This window comes from Bradyrhizobium sp. DOA9, from assembly GCF_000617845.2.
GTDB lineage: Bacteria > Pseudomonadota > Alphaproteobacteria > Rhizobiales > Xanthobacteraceae > Bradyrhizobium.
Genome location: NZ_DF820425.1, coordinates 4,654,943 through 4,678,664 on the forward strand (window position 1 = coordinate 4,654,943; position 23,722 = coordinate 4,678,664).

General features: G+C 65.8%; 24 protein-coding genes and 1 pseudogene. 12 read left to right on the forward strand and 13 right to left on the reverse strand.

The window, feature by feature from the left end; translation table 11 throughout:
- Entirely contained in the window at window positions 1–1,539 is a 1,539-nt protein-coding gene (locus BDOA9_RS21700) for a tripartite tricarboxylate transporter permease (RefSeq protein ID WP_025036073.1), read from the forward strand.
- Window positions 1,536–2,537 carry a 4-hydroxythreonine-4-phosphate dehydrogenase PdxA gene (locus BDOA9_RS21705; RefSeq protein ID WP_025036074.1) on the forward strand — a complete coding sequence of 334 codons (1,002 nt, stop codon included), beginning with the start codon at window positions 1,536–1,538 and terminating at the stop codon, window positions 2,535–2,537. Before BDOA9_RS21700 ends, BDOA9_RS21705 begins: the two co-directional genes overlap by 4 nt.
- Window positions 2,538–2,651: 114 nt before the next feature.
- Here the strand turns inward: BDOA9_RS21705 and BDOA9_RS21710 are convergent, their stop codons facing one another.
- On the reverse strand, window positions 2,652–3,728 hold the full coding sequence (locus tag BDOA9_RS21710) for a methyl-accepting chemotaxis protein (protein WP_025036075.1): 1,077 nt from the start codon (window positions 3,726–3,728) through the stop codon (window positions 2,652–2,654).
- A 281-nt stretch (window positions 3,729–4,009) separates the two neighbouring features.
- Between BDOA9_RS21710 and recJ the strand changes: the two genes are divergently transcribed.
- From recJ to BDOA9_RS21725, 3 genes are all read left to right on the forward strand, one after another.
- Entirely contained in the window at window positions 4,010–5,851 is a 1,842-nt protein-coding gene (gene recJ, locus BDOA9_RS21715) for a single-stranded-DNA-specific exonuclease RecJ (RefSeq protein ID WP_025036076.1), read from the forward strand.
- Window positions 5,852–5,913: 62 nt separating this feature from the next.
- The gene (locus BDOA9_RS21720; protein ID WP_025036077.1) at window positions 5,914–6,723 is read left to right on the forward strand and encodes an SDR family NAD(P)-dependent oxidoreductase; all 810 of its coding nucleotides are present in this window, start codon (window positions 5,914–5,916) and stop codon (window positions 6,721–6,723) included.
- Between the two features lie 96 nt (window positions 6,724–6,819).
- Entirely contained in the window at window positions 6,820–7,617 is a 798-nt protein-coding gene (locus BDOA9_RS21725; RefSeq protein ID WP_025036078.1) for an aldolase, read from the forward strand.
- A gap of 133 nt (window positions 7,618–7,750) precedes the next feature.
- Here the strand turns inward: BDOA9_RS21725 and BDOA9_RS21730 are convergent, their stop codons facing one another.
- Window positions 7,751–8,980, reverse strand: coding sequence for a lytic murein transglycosylase (locus tag BDOA9_RS21730; protein ID WP_025036079.1), 1,230 nt, complete (start codon window positions 8,978–8,980; stop codon window positions 7,751–7,753).
- Window positions 8,981–9,181: 201 nt separating this feature from the next.
- On the opposite strand from BDOA9_RS21730, the gene BDOA9_RS21735 reads away from it, so the two are divergent.
- Window positions 9,182–9,433 (forward strand): hypothetical protein, encoded by a 252-nt coding sequence (locus BDOA9_RS21735; RefSeq protein WP_025036080.1) that lies wholly within the window; start codon window positions 9,182–9,184, stop codon window positions 9,431–9,433.
- A 34-nt stretch (window positions 9,434–9,467) separates the two neighbouring features.
- Here BDOA9_RS21735 and BDOA9_RS21740 read toward each other — a convergent pair whose 3' ends face one another.
- Entirely contained in the window at window positions 9,468–9,989 is a 522-nt protein-coding gene (locus tag BDOA9_RS21740; RefSeq protein WP_025036081.1) for a MarR family winged helix-turn-helix transcriptional regulator, read from the reverse strand.
- Window positions 9,990–10,043: 54 nt separating this feature from the next.
- On the opposite strand from BDOA9_RS21740, the gene BDOA9_RS21745 reads away from it, so the two are divergent.
- Entirely contained in the window at window positions 10,044–10,523 is a 480-nt protein-coding gene (locus BDOA9_RS21745; RefSeq protein WP_025036082.1) for a carboxymuconolactone decarboxylase family protein, read from the forward strand.
- 20 nt (window positions 10,524–10,543) lie between these two features.
- Window positions 10,544–11,041 carry a cupin domain-containing protein gene (locus tag BDOA9_RS21750; RefSeq protein ID WP_025036083.1) on the forward strand — a complete coding sequence of 166 codons (498 nt, stop codon included), beginning with the start codon at window positions 10,544–10,546 and terminating at the stop codon, window positions 11,039–11,041.
- A gap of 95 nt (window positions 11,042–11,136) precedes the next feature.
- On the opposite strand, the gene BDOA9_RS21755 is transcribed toward BDOA9_RS21750, so the two are convergent.
- On the reverse strand, window positions 11,137–12,045 hold the full coding sequence (locus BDOA9_RS21755) for an amino acid ABC transporter substrate-binding protein (protein ID WP_025036084.1): 909 nt from the start codon (window positions 12,043–12,045) through the stop codon (window positions 11,137–11,139).
- 151 nt (window positions 12,046–12,196) lie between these two features.
- Between BDOA9_RS21755 and BDOA9_RS40130 the strand changes: the two are divergent.
- Window positions 12,197–12,294, forward strand: a pseudogene (locus BDOA9_RS40130) (cupin domain-containing protein); the annotation flags it as partial.
- Here the strand turns inward: BDOA9_RS40130 and BDOA9_RS21760 are convergent.
- From BDOA9_RS21760 to efp, 3 genes are all read right to left on the reverse strand, one after another.
- Entirely contained in the window at window positions 12,293–13,279 is a 987-nt protein-coding gene (locus tag BDOA9_RS21760; RefSeq protein WP_025036085.1) for a DUF808 domain-containing protein, read from the reverse strand. The pseudogene BDOA9_RS40130 and the gene BDOA9_RS21760 sit on opposite strands and share 2 nt — an antisense overlap.
- 79 nt (window positions 13,280–13,358) lie before the next feature.
- Entirely contained in the window at window positions 13,359–14,921 is a 1,563-nt protein-coding gene (locus BDOA9_RS21765; protein ID WP_042336322.1) for a peptidase M23, read from the reverse strand.
- An 80-nt stretch (window positions 14,922–15,001) separates the two neighbouring features.
- Window positions 15,002–15,568: an elongation factor P gene (efp, locus tag BDOA9_RS21770; protein WP_025036087.1), complete on the reverse strand. Its 567-nt coding sequence runs from the start codon at window positions 15,566–15,568 to the stop codon at window positions 15,002–15,004.
- Window positions 15,569–15,730: 162 nt separating this feature from the next.
- Between efp and epmA the strand changes: the two genes are divergently transcribed.
- From epmA to BDOA9_RS21785, 3 genes are read left to right on the forward strand one after another with little or no spacing between them, the layout of a single operon-like run.
- Entirely contained in the window at window positions 15,731–16,783 is a 1,053-nt protein-coding gene (gene epmA / locus BDOA9_RS21775) for an EF-P lysine aminoacylase EpmA (protein WP_025036088.1), read from the forward strand.
- Window positions 16,780–17,874 carry a lysine-2,3-aminomutase-like protein gene (locus BDOA9_RS21780; protein ID WP_025036089.1) on the forward strand — a complete coding sequence of 365 codons (1,095 nt, stop codon included), beginning with the start codon at window positions 16,780–16,782 and terminating at the stop codon, window positions 17,872–17,874. The genes epmA and BDOA9_RS21780 overlap by 4 nt, the downstream gene beginning before the upstream one ends.
- 55 nt (window positions 17,875–17,929) lie before the next feature.
- Window positions 17,930–18,184, forward strand: coding sequence for a hypothetical protein (locus tag BDOA9_RS21785; protein ID WP_025036090.1), 255 nt, complete (start codon window positions 17,930–17,932; stop codon window positions 18,182–18,184).
- Between the two features lie 61 nt (window positions 18,185–18,245).
- On the opposite strand, the gene BDOA9_RS21790 is transcribed toward BDOA9_RS21785, so the two are convergent.
- The 6 genes from BDOA9_RS21790 to BDOA9_RS21815 all read right to left on the reverse strand — a co-directional run bounded on the left by BDOA9_RS21790 (window position 18,246) and on the right by BDOA9_RS21815 (window position 23,470).
- The gene (locus BDOA9_RS21790) at window positions 18,246–19,331 is read right to left on the reverse strand and encodes a 3-deoxy-7-phosphoheptulonate synthase (protein WP_025036091.1); all 1,086 of its coding nucleotides are present in this window, start codon (window positions 19,329–19,331) and stop codon (window positions 18,246–18,248) included.
- A 236-nt stretch (window positions 19,332–19,567) separates the two neighbouring features.
- On the reverse strand, window positions 19,568–20,146 hold the full coding sequence (locus BDOA9_RS21795; RefSeq protein ID WP_025036092.1) for an HdeD family acid-resistance protein: 579 nt from the start codon (window positions 20,144–20,146) through the stop codon (window positions 19,568–19,570).
- Between the two features lie 69 nt (window positions 20,147–20,215).
- Entirely contained in the window at window positions 20,216–21,256 is a 1,041-nt protein-coding gene (locus tag BDOA9_RS21800; RefSeq protein ID WP_025036093.1) for a PrsW family glutamic-type intramembrane protease, read from the reverse strand.
- Between the two features lie 282 nt (window positions 21,257–21,538).
- Entirely contained in the window at window positions 21,539–21,826 is a 288-nt protein-coding gene (locus tag BDOA9_RS38935) for a hypothetical protein (protein WP_025036094.1), read from the reverse strand.
- Between the two features lie 104 nt (window positions 21,827–21,930).
- Entirely contained in the window at window positions 21,931–22,557 is a 627-nt protein-coding gene (locus tag BDOA9_RS21810; protein WP_025036095.1) for a PilZ domain-containing protein, read from the reverse strand.
- Between the two features lie 220 nt (window positions 22,558–22,777).
- On the reverse strand, window positions 22,778–23,470 hold the full coding sequence (locus tag BDOA9_RS21815; RefSeq protein WP_244521508.1) for a hypothetical protein: 693 nt from the start codon (window positions 23,468–23,470) through the stop codon (window positions 22,778–22,780).
- Window positions 23,471–23,722: the final 252 nt, after the last annotated feature.

A 23,722-nucleotide genomic window follows, 5' to 3' on the forward strand; every position in this document is an offset into this window, starting at 1 on the left:
ATGGACAATCTCCAGGAGCTCCTGCACGGCTTCACCATCGCGGTCACGGCACCGCATCTGCTCCTCATGGTGGTCGGCGTGCTGCTCGGCATTCTCGTCGGCGTGCTGCCGGGGCTGGGCGCGCCGAACGGCGTGTCGCTGCTCCTGCCGCTCACCTTCGGCATGCAGCCCGTCTCGGCCATCATCCTGCTCTCCAGCATGTATTGGGGCGCACTGTTCGGGGGATCGGTGACCTCCATCCTGTTCAACATTCCGGGCGAGCCGTCGTCGGTCGCGACCACCTTCGACGGCTATCCGATGGCGCGCGACGGCCGGCCGACCACGGCGCTCGCGACCGCCTTCGGTTCGGCGGCGTTCGGCGCGCTGGTCGGCGTCATCCTGATCACCTTCCTCGCCTCCTGGGTGGCGCAGGCTGCGCTCGCGTTCGGGCCGGCCGAGTATTTTGCGGTCTATTTTCTCGCCTTTGCCAGCTTCGTCGGCATGGGCGGTGCGGCGCCGATCAAGACCGTCGTGGCGCTGGCGCTCGGCTTTGCCATCGCCGCCATCGGCATCGACACGGTCTCCGGCAGCGTACGCCTCACCATGGGCGTGGACGAGCTGGTCAAGGGCGTCAGCTTTGTCGTCGCGGTGATGGGCCTGTTCGGCATCGGCGAGCTGCTGGTCGCCGTCGAGGAGGAATTTCACGCCCGCGCGGTTTCGTCCAAGATCGATTGGCGCGAGGTCTTTCGCGCCGTCGGCCGCCTGCCGCGGCACGGCGTTGCCCTGCTGCGCAGTGCCGCGATCGGCTGCTGGATGGGCATCACGCCTGGCGGCCCGACCGCGGCCTCCTTCATGAGTTACGGCATCGCGCGCCGCTTCTCGCGCCGCGGCCGGCACTTCGGCACCGGCGAGGTCGAAGGCATCATCTCGCCGGAGACCGCCGATCATGCCGCCGGGACCAGCGCGCTGCTGCCGATGCTCTCGCTCGGCATCCCCGGCTCGGCGACCGCGGCCGTGATGATGGGCGGGCTGATGATCTGGGGCCTCAATCCCGGGCCGATGCTGTTCGTCGACAGCAAGGACTTCGTCTGGGGGCTGATCGCCTCGATGTATGTCGGCAACATCGTCGCCGTCGCGCTGGTGCTGCTGACGGTCCCGGTGTTCGCCGCCTTGATGCGAATTCCCTTCGTGGTGATCGCGCCGCTGATCGTGATCATCTGCGTCGTCGGCGCCTATTCGGTGTCGAACTCCTATCTCGACGTCGTCATGATGCTCGGCTTTGGGGTCGTCGGCTATCTCTTCAAGAAGCTATTCTATCCGCTGGCGCCGCTCGTGCTCGCGATCGTCATCGGCGACAAGGCCGAGGACGCGTTCCGGCAATCGATGCTGATCTCCAAGGGCTCGCTGGGCATCTTCTTCGCGAACAAGCTGGTGACGTGCCTGATCGTGGGCGGCATCGCGCTGCTGCTGCTTCCGCTTCTGCTGCAGCTGACGCGGCTCTGGCGCAAACCCGCATCCCCCGCGACCGATGCGCCAGTCCAGGAAAGGGCGATCATATGACCGCAAAGCCGCTCATCGCGTTGGCCATGGGGGATCCCGCCGGCATCAGCCCGGAGCTGACCGCGAAGCTCGTGGCGCAGGACGACATCCGCGCGCGCTGCCGGCTCGTCGTTATTGGCGATCGCCGTATCTTCGACGAAGGCGCGCGCGTCGCTGGCGTCAAGCCGGAACTGAAGATGATGGGGCAGGGCGCCGACCTTCGCGCAGCGCAGGAAGATGCACTGTTCATCGATCTCCGCCACCTCGATCCCGGGGAGGTCGAGCCGAAGACCGCGACCCTTGCCGGCGGACAATTCGCGCTGGCCAATTACAGGCACGCGCTCGAGCTCGGCCGCGACGGCCATGTCGACGCGGTCTGCTTCACCCCCTTCAACAAGCAGGCGATGCGCCTTGCCCGTGCCGCGTACGACGACGAGATCGCGTTCTCGGCCGAAATCGTCGGTCTCGAGACGCCGGCAAGCGAATTCAACGTGCTCGACCGGCTCTGGAACGCACGGGTCACCTCGCACATCCCGCTCAGGGACGTCGCTGCGAAGCTGTCCGGCGAACGCATCCATCGCGCGCTCAAGCTGACCGATTCCTGCATGCGCAACGCCGGCTTTGCGCGGCCGCGGATCGCGGTCGCAGGCCTCAACCCCCATGCCGGCGATGGCGGCAATTTCGGCCGCGAGGAGATCGACATGATCGCGCCGGTGGTCGCAGCAAGCCAGCGCGAGGGCATTGCCGCGGAGGGACCGTTTCCCGCCGACACCGTGTTCCTGCGCGCCAAGGCCGGCGCCTTCGATGCCGTTCTGACGATGTATCACGACCAGGGCCAGATCGCGATGAAGCTGATGGGCTTCGATCGCGGCGTCACCTTGCTCGGCGGCTTCCCGTTCCCGATCTGCACGCCCGCGCACGGCACCGCCTACGACATCGCGGGGCAAGGCATCGCATCGATCGGCGCCAGCCGCGCCGCGCTGCTGCTCGCCGCGGAGATGGCGGCGCGCACAGGGTGACGGCACACTGGGACGGCGCAGGCCGCTAGAAAAAGGCTAACAAAAACAATCCCCAGGCTACTGTGCATGGGGTTGTTTTCGCAGTTTGGATTGGACCGGCGGCCGCTGCTCGCCTCACGCCCCGCAGACGATCACGCCGTACCAGCCGAGCCCGCGATAGGTCTCGTAGCCCGGGGTGGCATGGAAGGCGACCAGCGTTCCGGTGCGGTCCTGATAGAAGCCGGAGCGCTGGCCGTTCAGTGACAGCGAGATGCGTTCGCTGAGGATGCCCTGGCCGTCGGACGCCGCGATCACGCGGAAATTCGAATCGACCAGCAGCACGCGCGCCTTGTCGCTGTCGCCGACGCGCACGCCTTGCACGATGGCGCGGGCCTGCGGCTCCCAGTCGAAATGGATGGCGAGCACCCCGATCGGCGCGCCGTTGGCCTGGCCGCCGGCGCGGACGCTGGCGCAATAGGTCGCGACCTGCGCATTGCCGAGCAGCGGCTGGTTCTCGACGTCGCCGGCAACATAATCGTCGCCGGAGCGAAGGGCTTTCGCGTCGCGAAACCATTTGGTGTGGGCGACGTTCTGGCCGACGACGCGGAAGCGGTCGGCGCGGCCGTTGGCGATGACGTTGCCGTCGAGGTCGCAGAGCCAGAGATCGAGATAGACGGTGTAGGCCCCGAGGATCACGCCGAGGCGCTGCGAGGCATGGGAGACGGCCGCAGCACTGGGCGAGGCGGCACAATCGACCACGGCGGAATCGGTCGCCCACCAGCGCACGTCGCAGGTGCGTTCATAGAGATTGCGGTCGATCAGCTCGATCGCGTTGAGCGACAGGTCGACCATTCGCTCGCCGCGGGAGCGCTGGCTCATGCGGTCGATCGAGGCGACGAGATCGCCGGTGCGTTTGGTCAGCTGGGTCTCGAGCTCGCGGGCAATGGTCTCGACCTGCTGGCCGACGCCGCGCACCTCCTGCGCCACCACCGCAAAGCCCGCGCCTTGCGCGCCGGCGCGGGAGCTCTCGATCAGCGCGTTCAGCGCCAGCATCTTCATCTGGTTGGTGATCTGCTGGATCGACTTGGTCTTGTCGACCGCGATCTGGTTGACCTCCGCGGTCAGGCGGTTGATCAGCGCGGAGATGTCGGAATCATCGTCCGCCGGTTCGGTGGCGATCGGCTTGGCTTTCAGACCCAGCGCAGCAGACATCGGGGACTTCCCTTGGCAATGAGGCCTGATCTGCAATGAACCCGGGACAAAATCACGTCAGATCGAATACGATTCTTTTTCGAGGATTCCGCCTAACGCCTGCTTAATTTGCTGTTTGGCGGGATGCCTAAATGATAGTCACTCCGGCCCGCCTGCCGGCCATCCACCGCTTTGTGTGTCCCGGCCGTTGCAAATCGCCGGGGTTTCCCAGCCAATCCTCTCAAGCCTGTCCCGGTCGCGAGCGTGATCGCCCGGACCCGAGTTCCCAATCGATAGCCCTCATGACGCCTCCCGCATCCGCACTCCCCGTCGAAGTGCCCCAGGCCTTCCTTGGCGTGGCGCGTTCGCTCACCGACAAGCTGTGGCGCGACCGGCTCGATGCGCGCGGGGCGGCCCAGGCGCTCGCCATCGTGCAGCGGCACCAATTGCCGGAGCTGCTGGCGCGCGTGCTGGCGGGCCGCGGGGTCGATATCGACGCCGTCGCCGACTTCCTCGATCCGACCATCCGAAAGCTGCTGCCGGACCCGTTCACGGTGACGGAGATGGAGGCCGCCGCCAAACGCATCGCGGATGCCGCGACCAAGGGCGAGAAGGTTGCGATCTTCGGCGACTACGACGTCGACGGCGCGACCTCGGCGGCGCTGCTGGCCTGGCATCTGCGCCATTGCGGGCTCGATCCCCTGATCCATATTCCCGACCGGATCTTCGAGGGTTACGGCCCCAACACGGAGGCGGTGCGCGCGCTGGCAGCGAAGGGCGCGACGCTGCTCGTCACCGTCGATTGCGGCACCACCAGCATCGAGCCGCTCGCCGAGGCGAAGCGCCTCGGCATGTCCGTGGTGGTGATCGACCACCACCAATGCGGCCTCGATCTCCCCGAGGTCGATGCGCTGGTCAATCCAAATCGCCCCGATGATCTCTCCGGCCTCGGCCATCTCGCCGCCGTCGGCCTCGTGCTGGTGACGCTGGTCGCGGTCAACCGCGAGCTGCGGCAGCGCGGCTTCTGGACCAGCGAGATGCCCGAGCCCGATCTCCTGGGCATGCTGCATCACGTTGCGCTCGGCACTGTCGCCGACGTCGCGCCGCTCATCGGGCTCAACCGCGCCTTCGTCGCCAAGGGGCTGATCGCGATGCGTCGGCGCGACCATGTCGGCCACACCGCGCTGATGGACGTGGCGCGGCTCAACGGCCCGCCGGAGGCCTGGCATCTCGGCTTCATGCTGGGGCCACGCGTCAACGCCGGCGGCCGTATCGGCCGCGCCGATCTCGGCGTGCGGCTGCTGCTCGAAGGCGACAGCGTCGAAGCGGCGCGGATCGCCGCCGAGCTCGACCGCCTCAACAGCGAGCGCCGCGTCATCGAGCAGGCGGCGGAGGCCCAGGCCGAGGCGGAGGCACTGGCCTCGATCGGGCTGGAGGACAAGCTCGCCGTGATCGTCACGGCCTCGGAAGGCTGGCATCCCGGCGTGGTCGGCCTCGTCGCCTCACGTCTGAAGGAGAAGTTCTCGCGGCCGGCCTTTGCCATTGCGCTGGAGCCCGGCGGCATCGGCACGGGCTCGGGCCGTTCGATCGCCGGCGTCGATCTCGGCAAGGCGGTGCGGCAGGCGGTCGCCGACGGCATTCTGCTCAAGGGCGGCGGCCACGCCATGGCCGCAGGCGTGACGCTGCGCAAGGAGAAGCTCGCCGAATTCCGCGCCTATCTCGAGAACGCGCTGGCGCGCGACGTCGCCGAGGCGCGCCACGTCAACGAGCTCTATATCGACGGCGCGGTCTCGGCGCGTGCGGTGACGCCGGAGCTGGCGACGATTCTCAATCGCGCCGGTCCCTTCGGCAGTGGCAATCCGGAGCCGGTGCTGGCGCTGCCGGCACACCAGCTCGTCTTTGCCGACGAGGTCGGCCAGGCGCATCTGCGCCTGCGCTTCAAGGCGGGTGACGGCGCCATCGTCAACGGCATCGCGTTCCGTTCGATCGGCCAGAAGCTCGGCAATGCGCTGCTCGCCAATCGCGGCCAGCAGATGCATGTCGCGGGCTCGCTCTCGGTGGATCGCTACCAGGGCGCCGAGCGCGTGCAATTCCGCGTCATCGACGTCGCGCTACCGGACCAGGGTCCATCCGTGATTAGATGACGCATGTCGACGAGATCATGCGTCAGAAGTAGGTTGCTCAAACAACAAAAAAGGGAGTGGACATGGCAGGGCAGGTTGAGGGCAAGGTCGCACTGGTGACGGGCGGCGCCTCCGGCATCGGCGAGGCTATCGTCGAGCTGTTCGCGCGCGAAGGCGCGACCGTCATCATCACTGACATCGACGAGCTGCGCGGGCCCGACCTCGCCAAGCGCGTGACGAATGCCGGCGGCAAGGCGATCTTCCTGGAGCAGGACGTCACCAGCGAGGAGCGCTGGATCGAGATCGTCAATGAGATTGCCAGGCGCTACGGTCGGCTCGATATTCTCGTCTCAAATGCCGGCATCGGCCTTGCCGTGCCCTCGATCGTGGACATGACGCTCGCAGACTGGCGCAAGCAGAATGCGATCAATCTCGATGGCGTGTTTCTGTCGGTCAAGCACTGCCTGCCGTTGATGCGAAAGACCGGCGGCGGCTCGATCGTCATGATGTCCTCGCTCGCCGGCCTGCGCGGCTCGCCCGGTCTGTCGGCCTATTCGGCGACCAAGGGCGGCGTGCGGCTGTTCGCCAAATCGATCGCAATGGAATGCGCGGCCGCGGGCGACGGCATCCGGGTCAACTCGGTTCATCCCGGCATCATCGATACCCCGATCTGGGGCAAGATCCCGACAGGGGCGGCGGGCGCCGGCCAGAATGCTCCGATCGATCCGGAGGAGCGCGCCCGCATCGTTACCCCGCTTGGCCGCGCCGGCCAGGCCGCGGAGATCGCCTCGGGCGTGCTGTATCTCGCCTCCGATGCCTCGCGCTACGTCACCGGCAGCGAGCTCGTCATCGATGGCGGCATGAATGCCGGTGGGGTGCCGCGGCGCGCTTGAGCCGTGCAGGGCAGGGTGGCGGCCGCAGGGGCTGACGCGAAGGCGCGGCCCCTGTACAACGTGGCCAATCGCCAACCAACAGAGGTGTTCTTCGCCATGGCGCACAGTCTTCACGCGTCCTCACCCGCGCCAGCGCCGTTTCGCTCCAACCGGCCGGATCTTGCCACCGACGCGATCCGCACCGCGCGCGAGGATCTCGCCGCTTGCTTCCGCATGGCCGCGCGCAACGGCTTTGAGGAGGGCATCTGCAACCACTTCTCCGCGGTCGTGCCGGGCCATGACGACCTCTTCCTCGTCAACCCCTACGGCTACGCCTTCCGCGAGCTGACCGCGTCGAAGCTGTTGATCTGCGATTTCCATGGCAACGTGCTCGACGGCGAGGGCGTGCCCGAGGCGACCGCGTTCTACATCCATGCCGAGATGCACAGGCTGCTGCCGCGCGCCAAGGTCGCCTTCCACACCCACATGCCCTACGCCACGGCGCTGTCGATGATCGAGGGCGAGCCCCTGATCTGGGCCGGCCAGACCGCGCTGAAATTCTACGGCCGCACCGCGGTCGACCGCGACTACAACGGCCTCGCGCTCGACAGCCGCGAAGGCGCGCGCATCGCCTCCGCCGTTGGCGACGCCGACATCGTCTTCATGAAGCATCACGGCGTGATGGTGCTGGCGCCGACCATCGCGGAAGCCTGGGACGATCTCTATTATCTCGAACGCGCCGCCGAGGTGCAGGTGCTGGCGATGTCGACGGGACGAAAAGTGCTGCCGGTCGATCCCGCGATTGCGGCCGAGACCTACCGGCAGATGCGCGAGGGCGACTCCGAATCCGCCCGGCTGCATCTCGCCGCGATCCGTCGGCAGCTCGATGCGGAAGAGCCGCAATACAGGCACTGAGGCAGGCCGTCATTCCAGGGCGGGAGAAGCGCGAGCCTGGAATCCATCGTGCAGCACAAGCGACGCGGTGGAATGGATTCCGGGTTCGCGCCAAGCGACGCGCCCCGGAATGACGGCGGGCGAGGGTGTCGGCCTACGATCCCTGCCGCAGCTTCGCCAGCACTTTCAGCCCGCCATAGCCGTCCGCCGGCGTGATGCCGGCGCGCTGCTGGAACTCCTTGACCGCCTTCATGGTGTCGTTGCCGACGCGGCCGTCGGTGCCGCCGGTATCGAAGCCGGCCTTGGTCAGGCGCGTCTGCATCTCCTGCACCTCGGCGAGCGTCAGCGCGCGCTCGGAGCCGGGGAAGGGCTGGATGAAGGGCGGGGCCCCCAGGCAGCGATCGCCGAGATGGCAGATCGCAAGCGCGTAGTTCATGGAGGGGTTGTAACTCTTCACCGAGTAGAAATTCGGTCCCAGCAGGAATGTCGGTCCGCCCGCGACAGGCGTCCACATTTGCGCCGATGCGTTGGGCTGCGGGAACGGCTGGCCATCGGCCCGAGTGACGCCTGCGGCCTGCCACGCCGCATAGGTCTTGCTCCCACTCATATTACCGGGAGCACGCACCTCATAGCCCCAGTGCTCGCCGCGGTGCCACTTGCCGCGATTGACGAGGTATTTTGCGGTCGAGCCCAACGCATCGTCGGGCTTGCCGAACGGCGAGACCCTGCCGTCGCCATCGTAGTCGATGCCAACATTGAGCCAGACCTCCGGCATCCATTGCGAGTGCCCCATCGCGCCGGCCCATGAGCCCCGCATTTCCTCGGGCGTGGACCAGCCCTTGTCGACGATGCGCAACGCGTTGATCAGCTCGGTCTCCCAATAGGCCTTGCGGCGCGGCTCGTTCCAGGCGAGCGCGGCGAGCGAGGGAAACACGGGCCTCATGTGGTTCTGCTGCACCAAGGGATCGCCATAGGCGGACTCGACGCCCCACAGCGCGAGCAGCGTGCCACGCTCGACGCCGAAATCGCGCTCGATGCGGGCGAGCAGCGCCTCGTTGTTCTTCAGCGCGATCTTGCCGTTGATGATGCGCCAGTCCGAGACGCGGCGGTTGATGTACTGCCAGACCTGCTCGCGGAATTCGGGCTGGTTGCGCATCTGCGCGAACACGCTCATGTCAGGCTCGACCCGGCCCATCGCGCGCTGCCATGTCGCGGCAGAAATACCTTTTGCCATCGCACGTGCGCGAAAGCTCTCACGCCATTCGTCGAAGCCCGGAGGCGCAGCGAGAGCGCGGGTCGGAAGCGTGAGCAAAGCGGCTGCACCGAGCGTCGACTGGAGCAGGGCGCGGCGGGTGTGACCGAGCGAGGAATCAGCGTGTTTCATGAACACATTCTAGACGGAAAACATGGCTCGTGTGAGCCGGTTCCCGGGACGGAAACGTGGGTCAATCTTGCCTGATGGCGTCGGCCGTTCCCACCGGAACAAGTGTCGCTCTTCCCGCATTCCCTCCACGTCAGGAAAAAACCTCGGCCATGGGGCCGGGCCTGCCTTCGTTACGGCTGTTCATCGAAGCATCGGGGTGGAATGAAGATACGCGCGCATGCGGAAAGCCATATCGTCGAGCTCGACGACGGATCGCAATGGAAGATCTTTCCCGGCGACCTCGCGACGACGCTGAGCTGGACGCCCGAAACCGACTTGCGTCTCGAAGCGAGCGGTGAGCGGGTGAATTCGCACGTGCTGGTCAATACCGCGGACGAGACCCGCGTGCGGGTGATTGCGGCGGACGGGACTTGGCCGGACGGCGCAGTCAAGAACGCCTTGAAGGGTGGCTAGCACTGCGGCCGCGACAGCTGCGATGCCGGCCCCTCTAGTCTTCCTGCAAGTCAGCCGCGATGCCGGCAAGCCAGCGCCGGATCGTGGTTTCGGCCTTTGAATCCAGATTGCGAGCGAGGCGCTTTTCCAGTTCGAGCACACGCTGCCGGCATGCTTTCAAGAGCGTCGCGCCGCGCGGGGTCAACGTCCATTGCTGGATGCGGCCGTGGACGGGGTGCGGCGTCATCGCAATCGCGCCGTCGCGTTCGAGATTGCGGATGATGACGCCGACGGTCTGGGGCGTCAGGAAGGTGAGGCGGGCGACATCGGCCCCCGACAAGCCCGGATAGGCGTTCAGCATCGTCAGCACCGCGAATTGCGGCGACGTCACGCCGAGATCGGCGAGCGTGCGCTCCATCGTCAGGCGCACCGCGGCATGGGCCTGGCGCAGCAGATAGCCGAGATAGCCTTGCTCGCCACGCTTGCCCTCGCCCGGTGCGGGAACAGGCACCGCGCCGTCTTCAACGGCCCTTCGGCCCGATTGCGATCTCGTGACGTCATTCGTCTTGCGCGACATATAAGAGCTCTTATAATATATCCGAGCTCTTATAGTAGCCCGAGGTGAATGGCAATGTCACACGCCCGCAGCGAATACGAAGATTTCAAGCGGATCGCGCCCGATGCGTATGATCTGGTGCTGGCGCTGGGCCAGCTTGCAGCCAAGGCCGGCCTCGACAGGCAGCTGCTCGAGCTGGTCAAGCTGCGCGCCTCGCAGATCAACGGCTGCGCCTTCTGCGTGCAGCACCACGTCCTGCTGTCGGAACGGATCGGCGTTCCCATCGACAAGCTCCATCTGGTCGCGGTCTGGCGCGAGGCGCCGATCTTTTCGCCGCGCGAGCGGGCTGCGCTCGCCTGGGCCGAGGCGCTGACCTGCCTGCCCGACGGCGTCAGCGAAGAGATTTACGCGCAGGCGTCCGGCGAATTCTCCGAGACTGAACTGACGTACCTGACCTCGGCGGTCGCCTCGATCAACGTCTGGAACCGCTTTGGCGCGGCGTTTCGCTGGACACCGGCACAGCGGCCGGCGGCCGCCGTTGCAGCTTCGTCCTGACGGAGAGAGGGAAGATCACGATGACAGCCATGAGCGCTTCTGCCGTGCAGGCGCCGTCACGTTCGACGGCGTTCGCCGTTGTCGCAGGATTTGCCTGCGCGCTTGCGATCGGCAAAGCTCTGCCGGTGACGATCGACAGTGTATCCAACGCCCTCGCGCCGCTCTGCGCGACGGCGGCGGAGGGCTCACCGCTCGACAAGGTCGAGCCGATCGGCTCCTACGCGCTTCCGAACGTGCCCGGCAAACGCGTCACCATCGTACGCGTGTCCTATGGGCCAGGCGGGTTTTCCCGACCGCATCGCCATGCAGGATCCGTGACGGCCTACATCACCAAGGGCGAGATCCGCTCGCAGCTCGGCGGCGGCCCGGTCGAGACGTTCGGCGTCGGTCAGTCCTTCTTCGAGCCGCCGGGCGCGACCCATCTGGTCTCGGCCAACGCGAGCATGACCGAGCCCGCGGAGTTGATCGCGGTGTTCGTGGCCGATGAAGGCGCGCAGCTGACGACGTATCTGGATTGACGGTGGCCCGGGTGAGCGGAGCGAGACCCGGGGCAGTCATCGCAAAAATCCCCGGATATCGCTGCGCTCGTCCGGGCTACGCGTCGAGCGTGCCGTCAGCCCCCGTATGAGGCAGGATCCGGGTTGTCCGAGGGATGCTCGAACGACTTCTTCATCGAGACGGGCATCGGCACGTGGAAGTTCAGGCCGCGGGGCGGCACTGGCTCCATGAACCATTTGTTGTAGATCTTCTCGATCTCCGGGCTCTTGTAGAGCTTTGCGGTGGCACGATCGACCACGGCCTTGAACAGCACGTCGTCCTTGCGCAGCATGATGCCATACGGCTCGGGATCGGAAAAAGCGCCGGTGCTGATGGCGTAGAGCGACGGATCCTTCGCCGAGGCGATCATGGACGCAAGCTGGATGTCGTCCATGACGAAGGCTACCGCGCGGTCGGTCTCGACCATCAGGAACGCCTCCGGGACATCCTTGGCAGTCATCACGGTGATCCCGAGCGACCGGGCCGCGTTGGCCTTGTTGAGCTGGGTGATGTTGGTGGTGCCGGAGACCGAGACGACGGCCTTGCCCTTGAGGTCATCGACCTGGTCGAGCTTCGAAGCCTTCTTCGACACGAAGCGGCTTGCCGTGAGGAAATGGGTGTTGGTGAACCAGACCTGTTTCTGGCGCTCGGCGTTGTTGGTGGTCGAGCCGCATTCGAGATCGATGGTGCCGTTGGCCATCAATGGAATGCGGGTGGACGAGGTGACGAGGTTCTCGTTGATCGCGAGCTTGTCCAGCTTCAGCTCGGATTTGATCTCCTCGACGATCTTCATGCAGATGTCGATGGCGTAGCCGACGGTCTTCTGCTTCTCGTCGATGTAGCTGAAGGGTACGGAACTGTCGCGCACGCCGAGCGCAATCGCGCCGCTGTCCTTGATCTTCTTCAACGTACCCGTCAATTCCTCTGCATGAGCCGGCACGGCGAATGCAACGGCCAGAGCGACCGCCGTGGTGAGACAACGCATGTGCTTCCCTTCTCCAGTTTGCCCGGTGGGAGCCAAGCAATTCCGGGGCCAGAGAAGCCGCAATTGCTTCGGGACGGCCCTGAGGCCGATCCGGCAGTCTGCGCGTATATGAGGCGGGGAGCTGCGCGGTGAGGTTCGAATTGCGCCAATCGGCGTCGGCCCGCCCTTCTTGGAGCCGCCGGGGTCGACGCATCTGGTGTCGGCCATGCGGGCATGACCGAGCCGTCGGAATTGATCGCGGTGTTCGTCAGGCCGATCGCGATCGCCTCAACCGCTTCCAGGCAGGCGCGAGTCCGTATTGGACGACCGGAATGGCAAGCGCGCCGACGAGCAGTCCAAGCGCGCCCGAGATGGCTGCCTCGACCGACCATTCGATGATGCCGGCAACCGATGGAAGGAGATGAGCGGCAGCCTCGGTTGCGGCATGAACCGCGTGGCCGATCGCGGGCGGGCCGTACTTTTCGATGCCGTGCAGGATGATGCCGCCGCCGACCCAGATCATGGCGGCGGTGCCGATCGTGCTCAGCACCGCCAGGAAAGCGGGCATGCCGCGGACGAGCGCGCGTCCAAGCAGGCGGATCGCGCCGCCCGCGAGTGAGGCGCCGTCGTAGCGCGCGAGGGCGATGCCGGCATCGTCCGCCTTCACGATCAGGGCGACCACGCCATAGACCCCAACGGTGATGAAGAGGCCGACCAGCGCCAGCACCAGCGCCTGCGTCCAGATGCTGCCCGCAGGGATAGCCGCCAGCGTGATCGCCATGATTTCCGCAGACAGGATGAAGTCCGTCTTGATGGCGCCAGCGACCTTCTCGTCCTCGACCGACTGGGCATTCAACGCGATCGGCTGCAACTGAGCTTCGTGCTGGTGCGCATGATGTGGCATCACGGCTTCGAGCACCTTTTCGGCGCCCTCGTAGCAGAGAAAGGCGCCCCCCAGCATCAGCAGCGGCGTGACCGCAGCGGGGAGGAAATAGCCGAGCAGCAGGGCAATCGGCAGCAGAATCAGCAGTTTGTTGCGCAGCGATCCGACCGCGATCTTGCCGACGATCGGCAGCTCGCGTTGCGAAGCGAAGCCGATGACGTAGTTCGGCGTGACCGCCGCGTCGTCGATGACCACGCCGGCCGCCTTTGTGCCCGCCTTGGCAGCCTGGCTCGCGACATCGTCGAGCGAGGCTGCAGCCACCTTTGCGATCCCCGCGATATCGTCGAGAAGACCGATCAGTCCGACACTCATCAACCTGTCCTTCTTCGTTCGAGCGGGTGGAGTGCGCGACCAGATGCTTTGCCCCCTCCGGCAACGAACGAGCACGCTCTCAGTTCTCCTCGCCCGCTCCCTCGCGCAAGTCGGGCTTGAGCACGTCTTCAGGCCGCGCATGGGCCACCGGCTGTGCCGTGACCGCGATCTCAGGGCCGATCTCGCGGCCGCGCGCGCGGATCAGCCGTTCGTAGGCCGAGACCAGCGTCACGTAGGGGCTGACCCAGATCCAGCCATCCCTGGTGAACACCTGGACGTCGAAATGCAGGTGCATCGAGGTGCCGGCGGGACGGTCGAGATAGTTCGAGATCACGCCGATCTGCTCGCCCTCGGTGACGATGCGGCCGTTGACGAGGCCGTCGGCGTTCATCGCATGCGGATTCATGTGCATGTAGCGGAAACGAATGTGCTCGGTGCGGCTGTTGACCTGAAGCGTCGCGGCCTGGTCCTTGGCGCCACGGATGACGATTGCGTCACGCACCGCGACGACGCCGCGCCGCTTGGAATCGCAGGGCTCGCGGCTTTCACCGGGCGGCGGGCAGTCGGCGGCGCGGATGTCCTCGCCCTGGTGACCGTAGCCTCCGCCGCATTGCCACACCTCGAAGCTGCGCGACTCGCAGAAATTGTCGCGCCAGGGATAGGCGGTCGGCCCTTCGCTCTTGTCCCGCTTGCCGAAGGATTGCGAGCGCACGAAGGCCGGCGCCTTCTCCAGCGGAAAGCGGATCTGGGCATAGGCCATGGCGTCGGGGTGGCCGCCCTGCTTGCGGTAGCCGGTGTTCGGGATGATATCGCCGCTCGGCCGGTAGCTGAAATCCGGTGAACGCACCGCGGGGCGGTCGACGATGTTCGAGGCAACGTCCGTCAGTGGACGCATGCGCTGGCCGCCTGCGACGCGCAACGCCTTCAGGAAACGCTCGGCGACCGGATAGGCCTCCTTGCAGGCGAGCCGCCGTGGCCTCGCAACGCTGTCGAGGCATTGGATCGAGACCACATAGGCGGCGCCGAAGCGGGTGAAGGCGTAGCGCACATAGCCTTCCCGGATGAACCTGCGCAGATCCGGATAGGTCGCGGCAAGCGGCTTGACTGGCTCGCCCTTGCCCCCGGTGGGATCGGCGATGTCGTAGACCAGCGCCGAGCCCGTGATCTGCACCTCGACCGGCCTTGCGTACACCCGGCTCGGCATGCCGTCACCGGCGCCCGGATCGAGCGAGAAGGTCGCGCTGTAGCCGGCAGGCCCGGCATCGAACATGTCGACGGGATTGAAATCGGCCTGGTAGCGCGACAGCGCGAGCGTCACCGGCGCGCCGCTACGCTGCGCATCGAGATACGCGGCGGCGTCGAACGGCAGCAGCACGGGGACGGGACTTCGGGTAATCCCGGTGAAGAAGCGCGAGGAGATCGCATTGAGCTGCACCAGTGCCGGCGTCGCGCGCGGATCGTAGCGCGGCACCGAACGGCGGGGTGCGAAGATGAAGTCGCCCGCAACCTGGGGACGGCTGCTGATCTCGCTGCGCATCTGGTCGAGCGCCGCGCGCCAGTCGACGCGCAGGGCCGTCAGCGAGGGGCTGCGGAATTCATCCGCAGCCAGCGGTGCGGCAACGAGGAGCGACGGCAGCGCCATTAGAAGCGAGACGAAGCGGAAACTCTTCCTGCCCACTGCCTCGCCCCCCGGCGGTACCTGTGCCGATCCTCGATGCTCGCTTAATCCTTGGCGCGCTCGGAGTAGGAGCCGTCTTCGGTCATCACCACGACACGGGTGCCGACCGAGATGTGCGGCGGCACGGTGGTGCGCACGCCGTTGGAGAGCACGGCGGGCTTGTAGGACGACGAGGCCGTCTGGCCCTTGGTCACGGGCTCGGTTTCGACCACTTCCAGCGTCACGCGCTGCGGCAGGGCGATCGACACCGGGTTGGTGTCGTGCATCGACAGCTTGACCGTCATGTCCGGTTGAAGATAGGCGGCGGCGTCGCCGACGACGTCCTTGGAGACCTGGACCTGATCGTAGGTCTCCGGGTTCATGAAGTGGTAGCCGTCACCATCTTCATACAGGAAGGTGTAGTTGCGCTCTTCGATCGTGGCCTTTTCGACCTGGTCGGTGGTCTTGTAGCGTTCGGAGATCTTTACCCCGTCCGAGATTCGGCGCATTTCGATCTGACTGACCGGGGTGCCCTTGCCGGGATGGATGTTCTCGGCGCTGACGACGACATAGAGCTTGCCGTCTTGCTCGATCACGTTGCCCTTGCGAATAGAACTGGCGATGACTCTCAAAGCTGTATTTCCTGCTTGCTTGGCCCGGCACCAGCCAGGACGTGGTCGAATTGCTGGGGGACTTGGGGCCTCAAATCGGACCTCGGGACCCGTTTCGGGCCGCAACATACTGATTTTGCCGTTGGATGCCAGCATTTTGCTGCCGGCTGGGGTGGCCGGTTGATGGCTGGGGACAAGCCGATGTCGCCGTTTTGGTCGCCCGCGCGGCACCTCGACCGGCGGCCGTTCCTCCAGGCCAGGGGCGCCGTGACCGGAGCTTTGCGGGGGTTTTTCGCCGAACAGGGGTTTGTGGAGGTCGAAACCTCCGTTCTCCAGGTCTCTCCGGGCAACGAGACCCATCTGCACGCCCCCCGGACCGAGATCATGCGGCCCGACGGCAGCCGGGCCAGCCGATACCTGCGGACCTCGCCCGAATTCGCCTGCAAGAAGCTGCTGGCCGCGGGCGAGACACGGATTTTCGAGTTCGCGCGGGTGTTCCGGGACCGCGAGCGCGGCGACCTGCATCTGCCCGAATTCACCCTGCTGGAATGGTACCGGGAGGGTGCCCCCTATGACGCCATCATGGCCGATTGCGTCGTGGTGATCGCCCGGGCGGCGCAGGCGACCGGGATCGGGACCTTCTCCTTCCGCGGCCGGACCGCCGATCCCTTTGCCGAGCCGGAGCTCGTGACGGTCGCGGGCGCCTTCGAGCGCTTCGCCGGCATCGACCTGCTGTCGACAATCTCGGGCGGCGAGGGTAACCGTGCGGCGCTCGCCGCGGAGGCAGCCGGCAAGGTCCGTGTCGCCGAGGACGACACCTGGTCGGACATCTTCAGCAAGGTCCTGGTCGAGCACGTCGAGCCGCAGCTTGGGCAGGGGCGTTTGACCATCCTGTTTGAATACCCATCTCCAGAGGCGGCGCTGGCGCGGGTGAAGGCGGACGATCCGAGGGTCGCCGAACGTTTCGAGGTCTATGCCTGCGGCGTCGAGCTCGCCAACGGCTTTGGAGAGCTGACCGATGCCGAGGAGCAGCGCAAACGCTTCACGGAATCGATGACGGAGAAGCAGCGCCGCTACGGCGAGGCCTATCCGCTCGACGAGGATTTTCTGGCGGCGGTTGCCGCAATGCCGGAGGCGAGCGGTGTCGCCCTCGGCTTCGACCGGCTGGTGATGCTGGCGAGCGGCGCGACACGAATTGATCAGGTGGTGTGGACGCCGCCTGCGGATGAGAGATGACAAAGATCAATCTTGCACGCACTTTGCGCGAACCTGCCGAACTGGTGGCCGAGGGCCTCGCCCCCGCATCGGCGCTGCCGGCGCTCGAACGCGTCGCTGCGCGCTATGCCGTGGCGATCACGCCTGATCTGGTGCGGTTGATCGATGCGACCGATCCCGACGATCCCATCGCGCGGCAGTTCGTTCCGACCTCGGCCGAGCTCGAGGCGCAGCCGGGCGAGAGTGCCGATCCCATCGGCGATCACCCGTATTCCCCGGTCGCGGGAATCGTGCACCGCTACCCCGACCGCGTGCTGTTCAAGCTCGTGCATGTCTGCGCGGTCTATTGCCGCTTCTGCTTCCGCCGCGAAATGGTCGGGCCCGGCAAGGACAATGCGTTGTCGGAGAGTGCCTATCGCACCGCGATCGACTACATCCGGTCGCACCGCGATATCTGGGAAGTGATCCTGACCGGCGGCGATCCCCTGATGCTGTCGCCCCGGCGGATGAGCGAGATCATGGCCGACCTTGCGGCCATCGATCACGTCAGGATCATCCGTCTTCATACCCGCGTCCCCGTGGCCGAACCCGCCCGCGTCAGCGCGGAGATGGTTGCGGCGCTGAAGGTCACGGGCGCCGCCACCTGGGTCGCGGTACACGCCAACCACGCGCGCGAACTGACGGACACCGCACGCGCCGCCTGTGCGCGGCTCGTCGATGCCGGGATACCGCTGGTGAGCCAGTCCGTGCTGTTGCGCGGCGTCAATGACGATATCGCCGCGCTGTCGGATTTGATGCGAGCTTTCGTCGAATGCCGAATCAAGCCGTATTACCTGCATCACGGCGATCTCGCGCCGGGCACCGCGCATCTGCGAACGACCTTGGCGCAGGGCCAGGAATTGATGCGGCAATTGCGCGGGCGGGTGTCGGGCCTGTGTCAGCCGGACTATGTCATCGACATTCCCGGCGGCGCCGGCAAGTCGCCGGTGGGTCCGAATTACGTCTCGGCGGTGCAAAATACCGCAGCCGAGGCGAGTGAAGCGGAATCGGAAAAGCGCTATCGTATCGTCGACTATTGCGGCGACGTTCATCTCTATCCGCCCGAGACATGAGCGGGGATGGCATCGCCGCTGACTTGGACGCTGATTTGAGAATGGAGAAACGGACATGAAGAAGATCATGCTGGCAACATCGCTCGTGGTCTTGCTTGGCGGCGCGGCTGTTGCTCAGACCGGCGGCTCCAAGGGATCGACCTCAAGCGGCGCATCATCCGGATCGGTGTTGCCGGCGCCGGTCGGTCATCGCCAGCCGCGTGCCAGCGATGTGCCGAGCGAGAAGAACCTGAGCGATCCAAACGATCCGCTCAGCAAGGAAAACCAGGCGCTCGACAAGAAGATCAAGAGCATCTGCCGCGGCTGCTGAGGCCTTCACCTCTCCCCGTCGGGGAGAGGTGAGGAACGAGCCTTCCTGACACGGCCATCCGTCAGGCCGACCTTTCGTGGAGTCCGGCGCGCCGGGTGTTGCGACGGATCTCGACGGCGTCGGCGAGCTGCTCGAGCGTCCTTGCCGTCGTTGCCCAGTCGATGCAACCGTCCGTGATGCTCTGCCCATACGTGAGCGGCTTGCCCGGCACGACATCCTGGCGGCCGGCGACGAGATTGCTCTCGATCATCACGCCCATGATCCGATTTTCACCGCCCGAGATCTGGCGGGCGATATCGGCGATCACCAGCGGCTGGTTCTCCGGCTTCTTGCTCGAATTGGCATGGCTGGCATCGACCATCACCAGCGGTGCGACGCCGGATTTGGTCAATTCGTTGCAGGCGGCCGCAACGCTTGCCGCATCGTAGTTCGGCTCAGCTCCGCCGCGCAGGATGATGTGGCAGTCCTCGTTGCCGGCGGTCGAGGCGATCGCCGAGCGGCCGAGCTTGGTAACGGCCATGAAATGATGGGGATGCGAGGCCGATTTTACCGCGTCCGCCGCGATCCGCACGTTGCCGTCGGTGCCGTTCTTGAAGCCGACCGGGCAGGACAGGCCCGACGCCAGCTCGCGATGGATCTGGCTCTCGGTCGTGCGCGCGCCGATCGCGGCCCAGGAGACGAGGTCGGCGATGTATTGCGGCGTGGTCATGTCCAGGAACTCGGTGCCGGCGGGCAGGCCGAGATTGTTCACGGCCGCGAGCACGTTGCGCGCGAGCCGCAAGCCCTTGTTGATGTCGAAGCTGCCGTCGAGGTCGGGATCGTTGATCAGGCCCTTCCAGCCGACCGTGGTGCGCGGCTTCTCGAAATAGACCCGCATCACGATCTCGAGCTGATCGGCGAGATCCTCGCGCAGTTTTGCCAGCCGCTCGGCGTAGTCGAGCGCAGCCTCGGGATCATGCACGGAGCAGGGGCCGACCACGACCAGAAGGCGGTCGTCCTGGGCGCTCAGGATGGCGTGGATGGCGTTGCGTGCGGCCATCACCACACGCGTTGCCGTGAGCGTGCGTGGGACTTCCCGCATCACCTCTTCCGGCGTGCTCAGCTCTTTCAGTTCGCGGATACGAAGATCGTCGGTCGTGCTCAGCACGGCGGGCTCCTGTCTGTTTGAGAACCTGCCGGCCAATAAAAAAGCCGCCAGGTCTGGCGGCTGTTCGGACGTTTGCTGCAATGGTTTAGATTGAGCGCGATCCTCCCGCCGCCAGCGAGCTGTCGTAGCTAAAGTACCAAAAATAGCTGGTGGCGACGGTGATCATGGAAAGGCCATATAGCGTGCCGCTGCCGCCTTGTCACCCCCCGAAGACGGCACAGGACGCAACGCGCGTATCAGGTGTTGCTTTTCCGTGCCGCCAGCGCCATGCCGATCAGGGTGGCACCGCCGAACAGCAGGTTGATACCGACGAGGACGCCGATCGCCCATTCCGCCGAGCTCGGCAGTCCCGTGATCACCATGAACGAGATCGCGATATCGACGAGGCCCGAGATCAGCAGCCACGACCAGCGGCCGCTGAGCTCGCGGCGGTGCTCCAGCGCGTACATGATGGTGGCGACGCCCTCGGCGAGGAAATAGGCGCCGAGCACGATGGTCAGCGTCAGCACGGCCTGCATCGGCCGGGCCAGCAGCAGCAAGCCGGTGAGCACGGCCAGCGCAGCCGAGATCAGCGACCACCAGAAGCCTGGCATGCTGCGCGCCCAATAGGTCGCGATCAGTCCGCCGATGCCGCCGATCAGGAACATCCAGCCGAGGAAGATCGCAGTCGCAAGACTGGCGAGCGGCGGCAGGATGAGCGCGGCAATGCCGAGGACGGCAAGCAGGACGCCTTCGAACAGAAGAGCCTTCCAATGCGCCTTGACCGCCCGGTTCATCTCGGATTGGAGGCGAGTAAATTCCTCGGGCGATGTCATCGTCTGGCTCCGGAACGAGAGGATTATTCCCAATCTAGTGGGCCGATGGCGCGTTCGCCATGCGGTGGATCAAGTACCGCCGGGCGCCGAGGAGAAGCCCTCCGCGTTGGTGCGGATGCGGTTGCGGCCGAGAATGTAGATCGCCGATGTGACAATCAGAAGCGCGAGGCCGAGCAGGATCGAGACGAAACCAATCGGGATCAGCGCCAGCGTCAGATTACGCTCGGGGTTGATCAGCCAGTGATGGATCGAGGTCAGGACGAAGGCGAGCCCGACAAAGCCGATGCCGCCGCCGGCGAGCAGCAGCGCCCACATCCGGCGCAGCTGGCTGAGCCGCTCGCGTGCGACATCGGTCCGCGGCGCATGGTGGCGCGCGACGCGCCGGACCAGGCGGATTGCGAAGGCGATCGAGCCGAAGCCGATCAACAGGCTCGCGGCGCCCAGCCACATGCGCAAGCTGGGATCGAGGTCGGGCATGCGCTGGAGCGTCAGCAGCGGGAAGTCGAAGGCCGAATGCAGCGCAAGGGGGGCGGCGAAGATCAACAGTCGGCTGGAGAGACGGGCCCAATCGCGATGATGACGGTTCGCGCCCAGCGCCGTGCCGGCGCGCGCGATGGTCAGGTAGGCGCCGGCGATGATGCCGAGCGCACCGTGGAAGGGCACGGTCAGGACGCTGCGCAGCGCGGCCAGCGAGCGCCACATGTCGGCGTGCTGGACCAGGTAGGCGAGGTTCTCGTAGGCGGCGAAGCCGAGACCGACCGCGGCGCCGTAGACCACGGTGTCCATCGGATTGGCAAAGTTCCGCCGCTTGGTGGAAGAGACCAGCACGATGGCGACCACCTTGACGGCCTCCTCCGGCAGCGCGACGCCGAAGATCGAGTGCATGGCCAGCGCCGCCCAGGGGTCATCAGGGGCGGCGACCATCTTGGCGAAGGGGGCGCGGGCGAGACCCAGGAGCGAAATGCTGGCCGCCCCAAGCAGGAATGCGGTCCACACCTGGGCCGGCGGCCCCGGCCGTTCCTCGGCGGCGATGACAAGCCAGAGCATCAGCAGCGCCGGGGCGATGGCGGCAGTTCCAAGGACGGTGGGGAGCGCTTCGATCAGGTACATTGGCGCCGAAAATAGGTTCCCTTGATCCGCTTATCTACGTCGGCCGATGCGACCATGTGTCATGCGCCTGCTGTCGGGTCGCTTAACGCATGCGACAGCTGCCGTTCATCGGCGCCACGGACCCGGAAGTAGAATACAAGCGCAATCAATTGGATGACAAAGAAGGCTCGTCATCCGTGGCAACGACCGCGCGCCGGATATCGGATCGAGATTGGCGAGCTAGATCAAGCAAATGCGCGGGTTTCTTCGATTCACAGCGCGCGTGATCCGAGCTTTTCCGGCTCAGTGCGTGGTGATCGGAGTCGGTGCATCGGGGGCGACGTCGAAGGCGCCGAGATGAAATTCCTCGCCGGCGGACTCGGGCGACTCGGAACTCTGCGCCAGCAGCGTGAACGCGGCCTGCGGGTATCGCTTCCAGATCTCGAGATCGCCGGCGGTGATGGTGAGCCAGCCGAACGTGTACATGTAGCGTCCGGGCTCGGTGACCCGGCCGACCCTGTCCCAAGTGATCTTACCAAGCGTGATCTTGCCAAGCTTGACCTTATCGATCGTGATCTTGTCGACTGCCATTCGGTCCCCCGATCGCAAGTCTGCAAAATGACGTCCGGCGCGAGGCGCAGACCCCATAAGGCTGATCCGGCATTGGGGCCGCTATAGGGCGGCGAGGCGGAGGGTCAGGCGGATTTCAGCAAGGGCGCGCGCACGATCAGGCGCGTAAGATCGTCCCGGTCCTGCTTTTCGGCGAATTTGACCGCAAAGCCGTAGTCGAACTTGCGGATCACCCGCCCGACGCAGGCGCCGACCGCAAGCGGGGTTCCGATCGCCGGATCGTACTCGGAGGACACCGCGACGCCGGCCGTCGAGACGTCGATGATGAAGCAGGGATGGCTGCTGCCGTCGGCGAGGGTCAGGACGGTGTGCGAGACCTGTGGAACGAAACGCGCGTCACGCCGCAGCTCCTGAACGCTGGCATCCTTCTGCTTCTTCTCGAGCCAGGTCAGCTTTTCCGACATCCAGGCGCGGCGCGCCCGCGTCATATCGAGCTCCATCAGGAAGCCAGCCTTCAGTGTCGCGCTGATGGTGCATTGGAATTCGCCGAAATCCTGGAAGTAGGAAGTCACGCGCTCGCCGACCTTGCCGATCACGGGCACGTCCACGATCATCCGGAAGGGCGAGACACGCTTGGTCCGGCAGGCAAAGCTGCGGAGCTTGCCCTCGCAATCGTACCAGCGGGGCAGCGAGTAGCTGCCGCTGACCGCAACATCCACTGCTCGCTGCCTCAGGAACTCCGCGACGGACATGAGCGCCAATCTGTTCTTGGATGATTTCCGTAGTTTCACGGTAACGGCGAAATTCTAAGCAAGTGATACCGCTGACCAAGAGCAGGGGTAAATTTTCGGTAAATGCGCGGCTCGGCGCCGCAGCAGGAGGCGCGACTTAGGGACCCGTTTATGCTGCAGGCAAACGCGCAGCGTTTCTCATTCAAAAGCGCGGGGAAGCCACGGCGTGCCGTGGCGGCGCTTAGCCGGGCCTGAACAGCACCAGAATGGTCAGTGCGGCTATGGCTACGGCGAACTGGATCGTCCACGTCAGGCCGTTCGAACGGATCTCCCATCCCAAGCGCGGCAATGCGCGCCGTAGCGCGAGCGCCGTCAATGCTTCGACGATGGCGAGCAGAAGGGAAAGGCCGGCCAGGGAAGACCATGACTCGATCGGAGGCATCCATGGCGCGAGCCAGGCGGGGACGGAGCCTTTCAGCGCATCGAGCAAGGCGAACCATCCGAACCAGAATACAGAGCGCTTGACGATGTCTGGGCCGATCGTTTCGGGCTCGAGGCGGATACCGACGCTCGCCAGCGCGCGCTCAATGCGCTCGCCGTCCGTCAGGAAGAGAAACGCGCCGAGATAGAGGGGAACGCGCGACTGCAAGAGCAGCCCGACGACACCGAACAGGACGACGTAGCCGATGACCTCGCTAACGAGGTCCTTGGCGCTGCTGCCCGACAGTACGGGTGCGGCCGCCGCAAAATCTGCCTGGGGCCGCGGCATCGACCGGGCGCGCGCCATGTGCTCGAGCATTTTGGCGCGTCGGTCCGGCGAGCATGGCGCGGTGCGGCGCATCCATGCCGGTGGCGTGGTCGTTGTGGAGGAGAGGCCGGACTGGCCTTCCAAGGTCGACTTGCCCTGCTCCATGAGTCGGACCAGATCCTTCAAGCCGGGCGCCGCCGCGGCCGCGGTTTCCTTCAGACGTTGGTTGCGGGCGAGGGCCGGGGAGGTTCATGCCGTCTGACGGATTCTGCCGCTCATCGTCCCCGGCCGAGGACAGGTGGCGGGCATATCCGGCGATCCCAGGTCGATGATCTTCCTGTTGATCTCGCCCCCCAGTTGCGCTTGACTACCCGCAGGTCTGGGGGACCATGTTGATGTCTATTTTTGTGGCGGCGGCGCCTTGCGCCGCGGCGTTTG

What these genes read in the sequence shown, in the direction of transcription:
- BDOA9_RS21800 (WP_025036093.1), bottom strand. Translation starts at nt 21,256, where the DNA reads ATGTACCTGATCGAAGCGCTCCCCACCGTCCTTGGAACTGCCGCCATC.
- BDOA9_RS21750 (WP_025036083.1), top strand. Translation starts at nt 10,544, where the DNA reads ATGACAGCCATGAGCGCTTCTGCCGTGCAGGCGCCGTCACGTTCGACG.
- BDOA9_RS21810 (WP_025036095.1), bottom strand. Translation starts at nt 22,557, where the DNA reads ATGTCCGTCGCGGAGTTCCTGAGGCAGCGAGCAGTGGATGTTGCGGTC.
- recJ (WP_025036076.1), top strand. Translation starts at nt 4,010, where the DNA reads ATGACGCCTCCCGCATCCGCACTCCCCGTCGAAGTGCCCCAGGCCTTC.
- BDOA9_RS21795 (WP_025036092.1), bottom strand. Translation starts at nt 20,146, where the DNA reads ATGACATCGCCCGAGGAATTTACTCGCCTCCAATCCGAGATGAACCGG.
- BDOA9_RS21710 (WP_025036075.1), bottom strand. Translation starts at nt 3,728, where the DNA reads ATGTCTGCTGCGCTGGGTCTGAAAGCCAAGCCGATCGCCACCGAACCG.
- BDOA9_RS21740 (WP_025036081.1), bottom strand. Translation starts at nt 9,989, where the DNA reads ATGTCGCGCAAGACGAATGACGTCACGAGATCGCAATCGGGCCGAAGG.
- BDOA9_RS21705 (WP_025036074.1), top strand. Translation starts at nt 1,536, where the DNA reads ATGACCGCAAAGCCGCTCATCGCGTTGGCCATGGGGGATCCCGCCGGC.
- BDOA9_RS21785 (WP_025036090.1), top strand. Translation starts at nt 17,930, where the DNA reads ATGAAGAAGATCATGCTGGCAACATCGCTCGTGGTCTTGCTTGGCGGC.
- BDOA9_RS21755 (WP_025036084.1), bottom strand. Translation starts at nt 12,045, where the DNA reads ATGCGTTGTCTCACCACGGCGGTCGCTCTGGCCGTTGCATTCGCCGTG.
- epmA (WP_025036088.1), top strand. Translation starts at nt 15,731, where the DNA reads ATGGCTGGGGACAAGCCGATGTCGCCGTTTTGGTCGCCCGCGCGGCAC.
- BDOA9_RS38935 (WP_025036094.1), bottom strand. Translation starts at nt 21,826, where the DNA reads ATGGCAGTCGACAAGATCACGATCGATAAGGTCAAGCTTGGCAAGATC.
- BDOA9_RS21745 (WP_025036082.1), top strand. Translation starts at nt 10,044, where the DNA reads ATGTCACACGCCCGCAGCGAATACGAAGATTTCAAGCGGATCGCGCCC.
- BDOA9_RS21760 (WP_025036085.1), bottom strand. Translation starts at nt 13,279, where the DNA reads ATGAGTGTCGGACTGATCGGTCTTCTCGACGATATCGCGGGGATCGCA.
- BDOA9_RS21720 (WP_025036077.1), top strand. Translation starts at nt 5,914, where the DNA reads ATGGCAGGGCAGGTTGAGGGCAAGGTCGCACTGGTGACGGGCGGCGCC.
- BDOA9_RS21730 (WP_025036079.1), bottom strand. Translation starts at nt 8,980, where the DNA reads ATGAAACACGCTGATTCCTCGCTCGGTCACACCCGCCGCGCCCTGCTC.
- BDOA9_RS21725 (WP_025036078.1), top strand. Translation starts at nt 6,820, where the DNA reads ATGGCGCACAGTCTTCACGCGTCCTCACCCGCGCCAGCGCCGTTTCGC.
- BDOA9_RS21700 (WP_025036073.1), top strand. Translation starts at nt 1, where the DNA reads ATGGACAATCTCCAGGAGCTCCTGCACGGCTTCACCATCGCGGTCACG.
- BDOA9_RS21765 (WP_042336322.1), bottom strand. Translation starts at nt 14,921, where the DNA reads ATGGCGCTGCCGTCGCTCCTCGTTGCCGCACCGCTGGCTGCGGATGAA.
- BDOA9_RS21780 (WP_025036089.1), top strand. Translation starts at nt 16,780, where the DNA reads ATGACAAAGATCAATCTTGCACGCACTTTGCGCGAACCTGCCGAACTG.
- BDOA9_RS21735 (WP_025036080.1), top strand. Translation starts at nt 9,182, where the DNA reads ATGAAGATACGCGCGCATGCGGAAAGCCATATCGTCGAGCTCGACGAC.